This is a genomic window from Dactylosporangium sp. NPDC000555 (assembly GCF_040300025.1).
Lineage (GTDB): Bacteria > Actinomycetota > Actinomycetes > Mycobacteriales > Micromonosporaceae > Dactylosporangium.
Window position 1 is genome coordinate 1 of the sequence record NZ_JBEPDB010000035.1, and the last position, 14,605, is coordinate 14,605.

Genomic DNA, 14,605 nt, shown 5'->3' on the forward strand with positions numbered 1-14,605 from the left:
TCGGCGGCTGGGTCAGCAACGCCGATCTTGGACACCCTCCCCGCATCTACCCAGCAGCGACACACGCCCGAATCTTCAAGGCATCAATCATCTAGAGGCCTGTATCGAAGGGGGTCGGGCGGTCTCAGGCCCCGTAGCGGCGCTGGCGGTTCGCGTACGAGCGCAGCGCGCGAAGGAAGTCGGTGCGGCGGAAGCTCGGCCAGTGCACGTCGCAGAAGTAGAACTCCGAGTGGGCGCTCTGCCAGAGCAGGAAGCCCGACAGGCGCTGCTCGCCCGAGGTGCGGATGACCAGGTCCGGGTCGGGCAGGCCGCGCGTGTACAGGTGGTCGGAGATGTGGTCGACGTCCAGGATCTCGGCGAGCTCCTCGATCGTCGTGCCGGCCTTGGCGTGCTCATGCAGCAGCGAGCGGACCGCGTCGGCGATCTCGCGGCGGCCGCCGTAACCCACGGCGAGGCTGACCTGGGCGCCGCCGGTGCGATCGACCGTCTTCTCCTGGGCCGCCTTGAGGGCCTGGGCGCTGGAGCTCGGCAGCAGGTCGAGCGCGCCGACGATGCGAAGCTCCCACGGGTTGCGCTCGTCGGCCAGGTCGGCGGCGAGATTCTCGATGATGCGCAGCAGCGGGTCGAGCTCCTGCGCCGGGCGGGAGAGGTTGTCGGTGGAGAGCAGCCAGAGCGTGACGTGCTTGACCCCGGCACCGTCGCACCAGCGCAGCAGCTCCTTGATCCGCTCGGCGCCGACGCGATGGCCGTCGTTGGGATCGACATACCCCATCTCGCGCGCCCACCGGCGGTTGCCGTCGACGATCACCCCGACGTGGTGCGGCTTCGGCTTGCCGTGCAGCCTCCGGGCGAGACGCTTCTCGTACAGCGAATAAACCACGTGACGCAGACCCACGGCAGAGAAGACTAGCGACCTACCGGGTGAAACAACACCGCTAGCCGGGGACCGGACAGTACCGTTTCTGTAAACGCGGCGGCGGCCGGTCTCCCGAGGGACCGGCCGCCTACCTGCGGTTATGGGAAGTTACGCGGCGCCGAGGCGAGCACGGAGCGCATCGAGCTCGGCCCAGAGAACACCGGGCAACTTCTCGCCGAACTTCTCGAACCACGCCGTGATCTGGGGCACTTCCTCGCGCCACTCGGCGGGGTCGACCCGCAGTACCGCGGCCAGGTCCTCCGCGGAGATGTCGAGGCCCGCCACGTCGAGCGAGCCGGGCGCCGGCACCGCCCCGATCGGGGTCTCCACGGCCTCGGCGGTGCCCTCGATCCGCTCGACGATCCACTTGAGCACCCGGGAGTTCTCACCGAACCCGGGCCAGAGGAACCGGCCGTCCTCGCCGCGGCGGAACCAGTTCACGTAGAAGATCCGCGGGAGCCTGGAGGCGTCGCCGCCGGCGCCCTTGCCCATCTCGATCCAGTGGGCGAAGTAGTCGCCCGCGTGGTATCCGATGAACGGCAGCATGGCCATCGGATCCCGGCGCACGACGCCGACCTGGCCGACCGCGGCGGCAGTGGTCTCGCTGGACAGCGTCGCGCCCAGGTAGACGCCGTGCACCCAGTCGCGCGCCTCGGTGACCAGCGGAATCGTCGTCTTGCGGCGCCCGCCGAAGAGGATCGCGTCGATCGGCACGCCCCGCGGGTCGTCGTACTCCGCGGCCAGGATCGGGCACTGCTCAATCGGCGTGCAGAAGCGCGAGTTCGGGTGCGACGACAGTTCGCCGGACTCCGGCGTCCAGTCGGCTCCGTGCCAGTCGGTCAGGTGCGCGGGCGGCTCGCCCATGCCCTCCCACCAGATGTCGCCGTCATCGGTGAGCGCCACGTTGGTGAAGATCGAGTTGCCCCGGGCGAGCGTGCGCATCGCGTTGGGGTTGGTCTTCCAGTCGGTGCCCGGCGCGACGCCGAACAGGCCGAACTCGGGGTTGACCGCGTAAAGGCGGCCGTCCTGACCGAAGCGCATCCAGGCGATGTCGTCGCCGAGCGTCTCGACCTTCCAGCCCGGCACCGTGGGCTCCAGCATCGCCAGGTTGGTCTTGCCGCACGCGCTCGGGAACGCCGCGGCCACGTACCTGACCACGCCCGCCGGCGAGGTGAGCTTCAGGATGAGCATGTGCTCCGCGAGCCAGCCCTCGTCGCGCCCCATGACGCTCGCGATACGCAGCGAGTAGCACTTCTTGCCGAGCAGCGAGTTGCCGCCGTAACCGGATCCGAAACTCCAGATCTCGCGGGTCTCGGGGAAGTGGGAGATGTACTTCGTGTCGCTGCACGGCCACGCCACGTCTTCGTCGCCCGGCGACAGCGGCGCCCCGACTGAGTGCAGGCACGGCACGAACGGCGCGTCGGTGCCCATGCGCTCGAGGACCGTGGTGCCCATCCGGGTCATGATCCGCATCGACGCGACCACGTACGGCGAGTCGGTGAGCTCGACGCCGAACATCGGCTGCTCGGCGGTCAGCGGGCCCATGCAGAACGGGATGACGTACATCGTGCGGCCACGCATACAGCCGTCGTACAGCGCGGTCATGCGCCGCTTCATCTCGTCCGGCGCCATCCAGTTGTTGGTCGGCCCGGCGTCGGCCTCGTCGACCGAGCAGATGAACGTGCGCTCCTCGACCCGGGCCACGTCCGACGGGTCGGTGCGGGCCCAGAACGAGTTCGGGCGTGCGGCCAGGCGGACCAGGGCCCCGCTGTCCACCAGTTCGTCGGTCATACGGCGCCACTCCTGCTCGGAGCCGTCACACCAGACCACCCGCTCGGGTCTGGTGAGTTCGGCGACCTCGCGAACCCAGGCGAGCAGCCGGGGATGGGCGGTCGGCGCCTGATCTAAGCCTGGCACAGTAACCGGGGCAGACATGCGAAGACTCCTCGTGGTCGGCGTTGACCCAGCGTCGGAAGGTGCGCGACAGCGCGGCGCGCGATGGGGCGAGCGCGTCGTGAAATCCAACCGATTTGTCTCAGCCTAAGCCGATCGACCAGGCCCGGCACCGCGAGAGCTTGTGAAAAGCTGCACAAACCCCGGAGAAGTTCGCGGCCGTTCGCAGAAACTCGCGCGAACTTTTCGTCCAGCGCGCACCATTGCGCAAACCATCCGGTGACCTACCCTGTCGGGGTGACGAACCTGAGGTCGGCGCCGCGGCCGTCACTACCCGCGCGCCTGTTCGAGCGATTCGCGGGCCTGGTCCGCGAGGCCGGCAAGTTCGGCACGATCGGCGCCATCTCGTTCGTCGTGGACACCGTCGGGTTCAACCTGCTGATCGGCCACATCAACTCGCTCGTCGCCGGCGCGGTCTCGATGACGGTCGCGGCGACGGTGGCATTCATCGGCAACCGTTTCTGGACATGGCGTGACCGGGCGCGCACGGATCTGCGCCGCGAATACGCTTTGTATTTCCTCTTCAACCTCGGCGGACTGCTCATCGCGCTCACCTGCCTGTGGGTAAGCCACTACGGGCTCGGGCTCACCTCGCGCCTGGCCGACAACCTGTCGAAGAACGGAATCGGGCTGGTCCTGGGCACCGCGTTCCGGTTCTGGTCCTACCGGCAGATCGTGTTCCGCAAGGCGGCGGTGGCGCCCGTGGGTGAAAACGCCGGGTGACCTCGCTTGCACTCACCGGCAGCAGAGCGCGGCGCTTGGTCGCTTACCGTAGGGTTGGCGAGTGCGCTTCGCCAGCAGTCTTCGCGACCGTTACATCCCTGAGCGGCATCGCTCTCTCGCAACCGAACTGTTCAAGTTCGGGACCGTCGGTGGAGTCAACACGATCATCGACTTCGCTCTGGTCAACGCCCTGCTGTTCATCGGTCCGCTGAAGGCCAAGGTCATAGCCGCGATCGTCGCGACGACCGTCTCCTATGTGTTGAACCGGCAGTGGACCTACCAGGACCGGGACCGTGGCGGCGTGCGCCGCGAATATGTGCTGTTCTTCGCGCTCAACGCGGTCGGCCTGTTCATCCAGGAGGCCATCCTGGCCGTGGCCAAGTACGGGCTGCACTTCAGCGAGTCCAACCCGGGCGACCGGCTGGCCTTCAACATCGCCAACGCGGTTGGCATCGGGCTTGCCATGATCTTCCGCTTCTGGGCGTACCGCACGTTCGTCTTCACCGCGGCCACCCCGGCGCCCACCACCAAGGAACGCGAGGTCGAGGCCCTCGAGGTGGCCTTCTCCGACACCGCCACGATCGCACCGGACGCGCGGCAGATGGAGCAGCTCGAGGCGGCGTTCTCCGACGCGGCGGCCACGCCGCCCACGCCCCGCCAGCCGGCCGAGAAGGCGGAAACCCCCGCCGCGAAACGCCCGAGGCGGGGGTCCGCGACAAGGGTCACTCGGTCTTGATCTCCTTGACAAGCGCCTCGCGGTCGTCGTCGCCGAAGGTGTGCCTCTGCCGGTCCTCGTCGACCAGCTCGTACAGCGTGCTCTGCGTCTTCTCGACGCGCGGCAGGTCGATCAGCTGCACCTGACCCCGCTCACCGGCCGACTCGATCGTCAGCGTGCCGCAGCCGAGCATGCGCTCGAAGAGCGAGTGCGAGAACGACACGTCGTTGATGCGGCCCAGCGGGATGTCCCGGCCGGTGCGCGAGAAGACGCCGCTGCGCATTATCACTCGCTCGTTGGTGAAGACATAGTGCGTGGTCCGCCACTTGATCCACGGCCACATGGTGACCACCAGCAGGACCACGAACGCCACGCCGGCCAGGATCAGCAGCACGATCGTGTTCCACTCGGTGAAGAACGCCGCCGCCGCGATCGCGCCCACCGCCAGGACGGCCCAGATCACCGGCAGGAACAGCGCCTTCCAGTGGGGGTGCAGGTGCAGCACCACCTGCTCGTCCTTGGTCAGGACGCTTTCCGGGAACCCCACGCCAACCCCTCCTCATTCATGAATGTCGGGGGTGAGGCTACGGCCTGTTTCATTGGTCGGTCCAGGCTCGGCTGGAACATGGTGGTCGGCGCCGTTTCGTCGGTCGTTGCGTGTTGTGGTCGGGTCCGTGTTGTGGGTGGTCGATGGCCGCGAGGTAACGGTTGTGGCCGTGTGGCTATATGGTTGGTGTGACGGGGATGTCGGGTGCGCGGCGGCGGGGCCGGAACAAGACAGCGCCGTGGCGGTGGGATGGTCCGGTGTCGGTATTCCGGCTGGCGTTGGATGTCCACGATCCGCGGGTGCGCCGGCATGTGGAGCGGGTGTTCGCGGCGGCGTTCGCGATGCGCCGGGCCGTTCAGCGTGATGCCCGTTCCCGGGTAGACGCCTACTGGGCCGCCCACCGTGAACGCGGCACCGCCGGGGCAGCCGCGGTCCGTGACCGGCTGGGGCTGTCCCGTACCGGCCTGAAACACGCCGCTTACCGGCATTTGGATCGTGCTCCGCATCTGCGGCGGTATCTGACCAAGGCCCTGGCCATGCATATTGCGGATGGGGTGTGGACGGCGGTGGACCGGCACCTGTTCCCCGACGCGGCCGGCTGCCGGCACGGCCGGCCGAAGGTCGGCGGCTGGTGGGGGTTCGGCCGGATCGCGGGCCGGGCCCGCTCCCACACCACCGCGCGGAAGTGGGAGACGTTCCGGCTGGTCGGCACCCTGGCCGGCCACGACACGGCCTTCAGCCGTGGTGGGCGGTTGCGCCAGCCGCGGCGGATGCCCGCAGTGGCGCCGGTGGCGGGTGGGCGGGCGGTCCGGTCGTGGTGGGAGCATGACGGGGCGTTCGCGGTCGTGCTGACCGGCACCGGCCGGGGTGATCTGGTGCTGCCGGTCCGGCTGCCGCAGGGCCCGGGCCGCCGCCCAGTGCTGGAGCACTACCTCACCGATCCGCAGCGGTGGCACAAGGTCGATCTGGTCCGCTACCGCGATCCAGGCACACCCGGGGGCTGGCGGTACGAAGCGCACCTGATGATCCTCGGCCCCGGCCACACCTCCCCACCGGTGGCGGCCCGCCGGGAGGCCGCCGCAACCCTGCGCCGGCGCGGCGGGGTGGACGTCAACGTGTCCAACCTCGCGATAGTGTCCATCCCCACCGCCCCCGGCCCGGTCCAGGCGGACGCTCTGGCGGACGGTCTGCGGGCGACCCGGGTCGCCCGCACTGGCACGGATGATGCCCGGCTGGCCGCCGAACGCCTGCGGCAGCGGCGGCGCAACCGCGCTCTGCAACGCTCCCGCCACGCCACCAACCCCACCCAGTACCGGCTCTCACCACGTCAGGCCCGCCGCGCCGAACGCCGGGCGGCAGCGGGGCTCCCCCCGGTGCAGGTCGGCGTGCCGGGCGGACCGCGACAGGCCAACACTGCCGGCATCCCCGTTCAGGCGTACCGGCGCGACACCCTGTCCGCCACCTACCACCGGCTGCGCGGCCGCGCCGCAGCCGACGGCGCCGCCCGCACCCAGGCCGGCCGCACCCGCGCCCGGCAGATCGCGGCCGGAATTGTCGCCACGCACGGCGCGAACCTGGTCGTCGAGGACGGCGACCTGCGGTCGTGGGCGCGGCGGTGGGGCCGCGGCATCCACGCCTTCACCCCCGGCATGCTCATCACCGCCCTCCGATACGAGACCCGTCAGGTCGCCGCGCTCGGCCGCGGCAACGGGCTGGTACGGGCCGGGACCCGGCACACCGCCTGGACCCAGCACTGCCTGTGCGGCACCCGCGTCCTCAAACACCTACACCAGCGCCGCCACCACTGCCCCAACTGCGCGCTCACGGCAGACCGCGACCTCGTCGCCGCTCTCCTCGGCGCGCACACCGTCCTCACCGACCCCGGCACCCCGAGTACGGCCCGCATCGACTGGCCCGCCGCACGAGCCACCCTCGACACCTACGGCGTCGACGCGATCAACCAAGGGCTGCAAGGAGCCCTGTCCGAGTCAACCGGAAACCCCGCCCCGACCAGCACCCACAACGGTGCCCGGCCGCGGCGACCGCAGCGCAGCACCAACTCCCCAGGCCCCACGGCCAGGATGGCTGGCGCCGGCGTGCTCGGCGAACTACCGGTACGAGCCGACACCAAGCCACCAAACGGCACCCGTCGGCCGGTGCCCCCGACAACCCCGGACGAGCCACGCACCACACCACCGTGCGTGACCACACCGGAACGACGAGGCGCACACCCCGGACTGTTTCATAACCCGGGCACCACATCCGAGTCATGAAACAGGCCTTAGACCCTGGCCGCCACTCCCACTATCGTGGTGATCTATTGGAGCGGGTCCAATCTGGCGTGCACGACGTCTCCGGCGGCGACCGCGTGCACGGCGCCGAGCCGGTCGGCGACCTGAAGCCGGCCGTCGCCGTCGACGCCCGTGGCCAGGCCCTCCAGTTCCTCGCCGCCGGGCAGCTCGACGCGCACGCGGCGACCGACCGTGCCGCAGTGGAAGACGTACGCCTCGCGCAGCCCCGACGCCTCCGGGTCGCCACCGTGCTCGGTGAAGCGCGCGTACCAGTCCGCGGTCGCGCGCAGCAGCGCCCGCAGCAGCGGATCCCGGTCGGTGCCGGCCGCCCCGCCGAGCGCGAGCGAGGTGGCGTCCGGGCGGGGCAGCTCGTCCTCGCGCAGCGTCACGTTGAGCCCGATGCCGATGACCACCGCGCCGTCGCCGGCCGCCTCGGCGAGGATGCCGGCGGTCTTCAGGTCTACGCCCAGTCCGGCTCGCTGGCTTTGCGTGGGCGACCCGGACCGGGCGCCCGGCAGCAGCAGGTCGTTGGGCCACTTCAGGTAGGCATCGACGCGGGCCACCCGGCGGACGGCCTCGGCCAGCGCGACCCCGGCCAGCAGCGGCAGCCACCCGAGCCGGGTCGGCGGCACCTGCGGGCGCAGCAGCAGGCTCAGCGACAGGCCGGCGCGGGCCGGGGACTGCCACTGCCGGCCCAGGCGGCCTCGGCCGGCGTTCTGCCGCTCGGCGACGATCACCAGGCCCTCGGGCGCGCCGTCGCGGGCCGCGGCCGCGACATCGGCGTTGGTCGAGCCGGTCTCGTCGACGATGCGCAGATCCGTCCAGAATCCGCCGGGGACGACCAGCGCGCGGCGCAGCGCGGCCTGGTGCAGCGGTGGGCGGTTCAGATCCGAATAAGCGGCGTCCGAGTAGGCGCCGGTGGAAATGTTCACAGGTCGACCCTATGTCGGCCCGATTACGATGCCGAGCGTGACCATTGAGCAGTCTGGTGTCGGCGCTGACATCCACACGACGGGCGGAAAACTCGCGGATCTCGTGCGCCGCACCGAGGAGGCGGTCCACGCGGGCTCGGCCCGCGCCGTGGAGAAGCAGCATGCGCGCGGCAAGAAGACCGCCCGCGAGCGCATCGACCTGCTGCTCGACCCCGGCTCGTTCGTCGAGCTCGACGAGCTGGCCCGGCACCGGTCCACGAGCTTCGGCCTGGAGGAGACCCGGCCGTACGGTGACGGCGTCGTCACCGGCTACGGCACCGTCGACGGCCGCCAGGTGTGCGTGTTCGCGCAGGACTTCACCGTCTTCGGCGGCAGCCTCGGCGAGGTCTTCGGCGAGAAGATCGTCAAGGTCATGGACCTCGCGATGAAGATCGGCTGCCCCGTCATCGGCATCAACGACTCCGGCGGCGCGCGGATCCAGGAGGGCGTCGTCTCCCTGGGCCTGTATGGCGAGATCTTCTTCCGCAACGTCCGCGCCTCGGGCGTCATCCCGCAGATCTCGCTCATCATGGGCCCGTGCGCGGGCGGCGCGGTGTACTCCCCCGCCGTCACCGACTTCACCGTCATGGTCGACAAGACCTCGCACATGTTCATCACCGGCCCGGACGTGATCAAGACCGTCACCGGCGAGGACATCGAGTTCGAGGAGCTCGGCGGGGCGCGCACGCACAACACCAAGTCGGGCAACGCGCACTACCTCGCCGCCGACGAGGACGACGCGATCGACTACGTGCGCGCATTGCTGTCCTACCTGCCGTCCAACAACATGGACGACGCGCCCGTCGTGCCCGCCCCGGCGCCGCTGGAGGTCACCGAGGAGGACCTGGCGCTCGACTCCGTCATCCCGGACTCGGCGAACCAGCCGTACGACATCAAAACGGTCATCGAGGGGATCGTCGAGGACTTCCTCGAGGTCCAGCCGCTGTTCGCGCAGAACATCGTCGTGGGCTTCGGCCGCGTCGAGGGCCACCCGGTCGGGGTCGTGGCCAACCAGCCGATGCATTTCGCCGGCTGCCTGGACATCGACGCCTCGGAGAAGGCGGCCCGGTTCGTGCGCACCTGCGACGCGTTCAACATCCCGATCCTGACGTTCGTCGACGTGCCGGGCTTCCTGCCGGGCGCCAGCCAGGAGTGGGACGGCATCATCCGCCGCGGCGCAAAGTTGATCTACGCCTATGCCGAGGCGACGGTACCGAAGGTCACGGTCATCACCCGCAAGGCCTACGGCGGCGCGTACGACGTCATGGGCTCCAAGCACCTCGGCGCCGACCTCAACTTCGCCTGGCCGACGGCGCAGATCGCGGTGATGGGCGCCCAGGGCGCGGTCAACATCCTCTACCGCCAGGAGCTGCGCGAGTCCGAGGACCCGGCCGCCCGGCGCGCGGAGTTGATCCAGAAGTACGAGGACACGCTGGCCAACCCGTACATAGCGGCCGAGCGCGGTTACGTCGACGGCGTCATTCCCCCGTCGACCACGCGGGTCGAGATCGTCCGGGCGCTGCGCCTGCTGCGCACCAAGCGCGAGACCCTGCCCCCGAAGAAGCACGGGAACATCCCGCTGTAGCTTCCCTCCACGGCCGTACCTGCGCCGATGTCGCTCATGCCGGGCGGGGCTGGAACGAGGCCTTGATGATGTCGTAGATCTGCTGGGCCGGCGGGGAGCTCCAGATGTCCGCCGGGCACTCCCAGTAGATCGCCTGGCCCAGGTTGGGGCGGATGCGGCAGCCCAGGTTGGACACGTGCATGTGGCCCTGGGAGCTGTCGTAGAACCATTGCCAGTCGGCGCAGGTGCCGAGGTAGCCGTCGACGTCGACGATCTTGATGCGCTGATAGTTCGCATACATGCGGCTGTTCAGCCGGTCGCGCTCCTGCTTCTCCCAGTCCTGCTTCGGGTCGCCCTGCGGCGGGCGCTCCGACGTGTCGAAGCCCACGCGCATCCGCGGATCGGCGTTGTTCACGAAGTAGACCATCGAGTCCGACGACGGGTGCGGGGTGCGAGTCCAGCCTGTCGGCAGGCCGACCCGCCAGCCGAACTTCGGGTCGGTCACCCACTCGTAGCCCTCCGGCAGCTGGATGGCCGAGCCGCTGGGAGAGCCCTCGACCACCGGCGACGGGGTCGTGCTCGCCGGCGGTGCGGCGGGGGTCGCCTCGCCCGGGATGCCCGTGGCCTGCGGCGGGCGGGCGTCGGTGCCGTCGCCGGAGTCGGAGAAATACAGCGCGGCGGCGACCACGAGCGCCAGGACCGCCACGCCGGCGGCGACCCAGCGCCAGCGCTGGTGCGGCGGCACGGTGCGGTCGAGGTCGTCGTCGGCCGAGTTCGGCGCGACGACGGGCTGCAAGTCCTCCGAGGCCGGCGGCACCACGGCGCCGCCTTTCGGCCCGACCGGGTGCGTGATGCCCGGCGCGGTGATCGGCTCGGACGACACGCCGGACGCGCCGGAGACCGGCGTGATCGCCTCGACCGCGGCGGCCTCCCGCCCCGCCCCGCCGGACGGGTCGCGTGACACGCTCGGCTGGCCCTCGCGAGCGCGGCGCGGGCGGGGCAGCGCCGGCATGCCCCACGGCCAGCCGCGGCCCTCGCCGGCGGCGGCGCGCTGCAGCAGCCGCTCGGTCTCGGCGACGTCCGCGCGGGTCCGCGGATCCTTGCGCAGCAGCGCGCCGAGCACGGGCTTGAGCACGCCGGCGCGAGTGGGTGGGTCGGGCTCCTCGGTGGCCAGGGCGGTCAGCGTGGCGTACGTCGTCGAGCGCGCATACGGCGACCGGCCCTCGACCGCGGCGTACAGCGTGGCGCCCAGCGACCACATGTCAGACTCCGGTCCGGAGGTGCCCTCCCGGGCCCGCTCCGGGGAAATGTACTGCGGCGAACCGAGGATCAGCCCGGGCCGCGTGACGGCGCTGTCGCCGCCCTCGAACACGGCCAGCCCGAAGTCGGTCAGCACGACCCGTCCGGTGTCGGCGAGCAGGACGTTGCCGGGCTTGACGTCGCGATGCAGCACCCCGGCCCCGTGCGCGGCCTTGAGCGCGGCGAGCACGGCGAGGCCGATCTGGACGACCCGTTCCGGCGGCAGCGGCCCATCCTCGGTGATCACCTGGTGCAACGAGCGCGACGGGACATACTCCATGACGATCCACGGCGCCTGCTCGGTGTGCACGACGTCGTAGATCCGCACGACGTTGGCGTCGTTGAGCCGGGCCGCCGCGCGCGCCTCGCGCAGGGTGCGCATCCGCAGCTCGTCGCGCTCGTCCAGGGTCAGGCCCTCCGGAGGGATGACCTCCTTGATGGCCACGTCGCGGCGCAGCACCTCGTCGCGGGCCAGCCACACCCGGCCCATGCCACCGGCGCCGAGCGACTCGATCAGTCGGTATCGCTCGGCGATCAGAGCCTTGGGCCGCGTCATCACCAAGAAAGTTACCGAACCCGCGCACCCCGGAAAACCCGGTCGTGGTGAAGATCAGGGGTCAGTCCGCACGCGACCGAAGGACCATGATCAATAGGATGACCAGGCCGATTCCGATCAGACCGGCCCCGATCAGGGCGACCGGGACGACCTGGAACGTATCGAGGACCTTCTGCCGCGCCGGGGCGGCCTCGCCGGTGTCGAACGTGACCGTGACGATGACCGTGTACTCGTCGGCGTCGGCCGCGTTGTCGGCCCCGACCTGGACCACGCCGGGGATCGCGAGCAGGGCGCTGCCGGGGTTGGGGGCCACGGTCGCGGCGATCGAGACGTCGGCACCCTTGGTCGCCGGCACCTCGGGCCGCTGGATCGTGCAGCTCGTCGGGCTCAGGAAGCCCAGCGGGGCGGGCAGCGAGGCCTCACTGTTGTCGTCCTCGCCGAGCACCGCCCGGCCGGCCGAGCCGTCCGCGCAGTCCACGTCGAGCACCACTGGGCCGGCCCGGCCGTCGACGTTGCCGGCGAAGCGGACCGTCACCTGCAGTCGCCGGGCGGGCTCGAAGATGTACGTGGCCGTGCATTTGGCGGCGGTGTTCGCGGCGGCCAGGGCTACAACGCCCGCGCCCGGATTCGGCGTGTCCGGTGACTCCCCCGGGTCGCACGCGAATGAGCTCAGCCGCCACCTGCCGTCCATGGTGGAGATGGGCGGGACCGGGGTGACCAGGTATTCGCCGAACGGCAGCGACTGCGGCACGTCGCCCTGCGCTACCGCGGCGGCGCCGAGCGCGGTGGTGGTCGCGATGCCGGACCAGCCGGCCACGCCCTGAGCGCGCGGCGTGACGGCGAAGGAGGCGGCGCCGGTGCCGCCGACGGTGACCCCGCGCAGCTCGAGCGAGCCGGCCTTGCGGCTGACCCGCAGGGCGCAGTCGGTGGGCGCGTCGGTGGTCACGTTCACCGTCACGGCCATCCCGTCGGGCTTGAGCTCCTGGTCGCCGCAGCCCACGCCGGCCAGGCTCCACAGCGCGGCCTCGCCGGCCGGCGTGGTGAGCGTCACCGGGTAGGCGCCGGGCGGCAGCGCGCCGAGATCGGCGCTGGCCGCGACCGCCGCCGAGCCGTCTCCCGGCGGCGCGGCGCTGAGCTGCCGCGGGGTGCCGCCGGACGGGTCGGCTACGGAGAGCCCGAAGGCGCCGCCGGGGCTGTCGGAGTACAGCCGGAGGGTCAGCCCGGGCGGCGAGGGCGGCGGCGTATAGGTGAACGTGCACGTGACGATCTCGCCGGGGGCCGGCGTGACGGTGGCCTGGCCGGTCGGCACGTCGGTGGTGGCGAGGCTGCGCCCGGCGCCGCTCTTGGCGCAGCCGAGGTCGGCGAGGGTCCAGCCGGCCGGGGTGCGGGAGACGATCGTGCCGGGCCGGCCGCCGGAGCTGCGCACGAACGTCGCGTCGGTGTCGTTGTCGATCGTGACCCGCTTGTCGGGGGTGTAGCTGGGGCTCGCGTCGAAGGCGAACCGCTGCGGATAGCCCGGCGACCTCGTGGTGCGCGCCCGCACGACCAGGGTGCCCGTGGCGGGGGCGGCCTTGACGTAGTACGCGAAGCAGAACACGTGCCGCGCGCCGCTGGGGAAGCCGATCCATTGCACGTTGCCGCCGGAGTGCCCGTCCAGCGCGCAGCGCAGGGCGCCGAAACCCTGCCCGGCCGCGCCGGACTGCCCGGTGAGCAGCGGGTCGCCGGGGCTGCCGCCCTGCGCCCACAGCTGGCGGCGGGCGGCGGCCTTGGCCTGCTCGTCGGTGAGCACGACGGTGACGGCGCCGTCGATGGTCCTGCCGGTCTTCTGGCCGGTGCGGTCGAGCAGCTGCGCGCCGGCGGCGGTCGGCCCCGAGCCGATCGCGGGGGTGGTGACGGTCGACAGGGCGCCCTTCTTCTGGTGCCCGCCGCCGAGGGAGAACTGCCAGCCGTTCAGCGGCGCGCACCCGCCGGTGTTGGCCGCCTCGACGGCCGGGTCGACCTCGTCGCCGTCCTTGTACACGCTGTCGCGCCCGGTCGGCGCCGCGCTCTCGGCGTGGTCGTCACGGACGCGGTTGCCCATGATGCTCTGGTAGTCGTCGCAGACCCGGGCCGCGAACGTGACCTCGTAGCGCAGCGAGGCGGAGACGGAGGCGGGCTGCTCGCCCTCCCGCGCCGACGCCGGGTCGGCGGTAGCGAGGACCGCCACAGCGAAGATTATCGATATCAGCGCGCATATTCGGCCAAACCGGACGTTCGTCAATGCGCCCCCTAATTCGCCATCGACTCCCGTTCCGTTCGAGTATGCGCCGCGGGGTGTGCGTATGCTCGCAGGACGACAACGTTTCGCGAACAAGTGCGGGAGGGTTTCGTGACCGAGGAGCCGCTGTTCAGCGTGGTGCGCGGCACCCCGACCGCCGATGAGGTCGCGGCGATCGTGGGCGCGCTGTTCAGCCTCGCGCCCGCTAGTCCTCCGGCCGGGTCGCTTCCCGGCGCGCGTCCGCGCTCGCGGTGGATGGAGAGCGCTCGTCCGGGTCGGCGACGCCGGTGGGGCGCCATCGCGGGATCGTGATCGGCGGCAGCGTCGGCCAGCGCCGCGCCTCCCGCTCCAGCTGCAGCCGCTCGGCCTCCTCCGGCGACGGCAGGTCGGCGACCAGCTGCTGACCGCAGGAGCGGCAGGTCAGCGCGCCCGAGGGGATGCGGTCGAGGCAGTAGGGGCAGCTGCGCACCTCCAGCGACCGTCCCCGCTCGACGCCGATCAGCGTCATCAGCTTGATGACCACGAACAGGCCGATGGCGAGCAGCAGGAACTGCAGCAGGTCGTTGAGGAACATGCCGTACCGGATGGGCGTCCTGTGGATCGTGACGTTCAGATCCTTGAAGTCCGGCTCGGCGACGACGGCGGCGATGGCCTGTAGGAACAGGTTGGTCACGAACGACTGGACGAGCGTCGCGAACGCCGTGCCGATGATGAACCCGAGCGCGAGATCGAGGACCGAGCCCCCGACCGCGATCGCCTTGAACTCCCCCCAGAGCTTCCGCACGCGTCGATGGTACGGAGCATTCGCTAATC

The 14,605-nt window shown here is 71.0% G+C and carries 11 protein-coding genes and 1 pseudogene; 5 read left to right on the forward strand and 7 right to left on the reverse strand.

Going from position 1 to position 14,605, the window contains the following annotated elements; all coding sequences use genetic code 11:
- Nucleotides 1-124: 124 nt before the first annotated feature.
- Together ABT297_RS21445 and ABT297_RS21450 are read right to left on the reverse strand one after the other, a co-directional pair.
- Nucleotides 125-895 (reverse strand): isoprenyl transferase, encoded by a 771-nt coding sequence (locus ABT297_RS21445; protein WP_350552255.1) that lies wholly within the window; start codon nucleotides 893-895, stop codon nucleotides 125-127.
- Nucleotides 896-1,024: 129 nt separating this feature from the next.
- A complete protein-coding gene (locus tag ABT297_RS21450; protein ID WP_350552258.1) occupies nucleotides 1,025-2,851 on the reverse strand; it encodes a phosphoenolpyruvate carboxykinase (GTP) in 1,827 nt (608 codons plus the stop codon).
- A gap of 255 nt (nucleotides 2,852-3,106) precedes the next feature.
- On the opposite strand from ABT297_RS21450, the gene ABT297_RS21455 reads away from it, so the two are divergent.
- Complete coding sequence (locus tag ABT297_RS21455) at nucleotides 3,107-3,592, forward strand: GtrA family protein (protein ID WP_350552261.1); 486 nt, start codon at nucleotides 3,107-3,109, stop codon at nucleotides 3,590-3,592.
- Nucleotides 3,593-3,653: 61 nt separating this feature from the next.
- A complete protein-coding gene (locus tag ABT297_RS21460; protein WP_350552264.1) occupies nucleotides 3,654-4,328 on the forward strand; it encodes a GtrA family protein in 675 nt (224 codons plus the stop codon).
- On the opposite strand, the gene ABT297_RS21465 is transcribed toward ABT297_RS21460, so the two are convergent.
- Nucleotides 4,315-4,854, reverse strand: a complete 540-nt coding sequence (locus ABT297_RS21465) for a PH domain-containing protein (protein ID WP_350552267.1) — start codon at nucleotides 4,852-4,854, stop codon at nucleotides 4,315-4,317. The two genes, ABT297_RS21460 and ABT297_RS21465, sit on opposite strands and share 14 nt — an antisense overlap.
- Nucleotides 4,855-5,111: 257 nt before the next feature.
- Between ABT297_RS21465 and ABT297_RS21470 the strand changes: the two genes are divergently transcribed.
- The gene (locus tag ABT297_RS21470) at nucleotides 5,112-7,127 is read left to right on the forward strand and encodes a hypothetical protein (protein WP_350552270.1); all 2,016 of its coding nucleotides are present in this window, start codon (nucleotides 5,112-5,114) and stop codon (nucleotides 7,125-7,127) included.
- A 44-nt stretch (nucleotides 7,128-7,171) separates the two neighbouring features.
- Here ABT297_RS21470 and ABT297_RS21475 read toward each other — a convergent pair whose 3' ends face one another.
- A complete protein-coding gene (locus ABT297_RS21475) occupies nucleotides 7,172-8,071 on the reverse strand; it encodes a biotin--[acetyl-CoA-carboxylase] ligase (protein ID WP_350552435.1) in 900 nt (299 codons plus the stop codon).
- Between the two features lie 34 nt (nucleotides 8,072-8,105).
- Here ABT297_RS21475 and ABT297_RS21480 point away from each other — a divergent pair, with 34 nt between their 5' ends.
- Nucleotides 8,106-9,701 carry an acyl-CoA carboxylase subunit beta gene (locus tag ABT297_RS21480; RefSeq protein ID WP_502885610.1) on the forward strand — a complete coding sequence of 532 codons (1,596 nt, stop codon included), beginning with the start codon at nucleotides 8,106-8,108 and terminating at the stop codon, nucleotides 9,699-9,701.
- A 34-nt stretch (nucleotides 9,702-9,735) separates the two neighbouring features.
- Here the strand turns inward: ABT297_RS21480 and ABT297_RS21485 are convergent, their stop codons facing one another.
- Entirely contained in the window at nucleotides 9,736-11,535 is a 1,800-nt protein-coding gene (locus ABT297_RS21485; protein ID WP_350552273.1) for a serine/threonine-protein kinase, read from the reverse strand.
- 61 nt (nucleotides 11,536-11,596) lie between these two features.
- Nucleotides 11,597-13,741 carry a prealbumin-like fold domain-containing protein gene (locus tag ABT297_RS21490; RefSeq protein ID WP_350552276.1) on the reverse strand — a complete coding sequence of 715 codons (2,145 nt, stop codon included), beginning with the start codon at nucleotides 13,739-13,741 and terminating at the stop codon, nucleotides 11,597-11,599.
- A gap of 228 nt (nucleotides 13,742-13,969) precedes the next feature.
- On the opposite strand from ABT297_RS21490, the gene ABT297_RS21495 reads away from it, so the two are divergent.
- Nucleotides 13,970-14,104, forward strand: a complete 135-nt coding sequence (locus tag ABT297_RS21495) for a hypothetical protein (RefSeq protein ID WP_350552440.1) — start codon at nucleotides 13,970-13,972, stop codon at nucleotides 14,102-14,104.
- A 190-nt stretch (nucleotides 14,105-14,294) separates the two neighbouring features.
- On the opposite strand, the pseudogene mscL reads toward ABT297_RS21495, so the two are convergent.
- A pseudogene (gene mscL / locus ABT297_RS21500) lies at nucleotides 14,295-14,576 on the reverse strand (large conductance mechanosensitive channel protein MscL); the annotation flags it as partial.
- Between the last annotated feature and the right edge of the window lie 29 nt (nucleotides 14,577-14,605).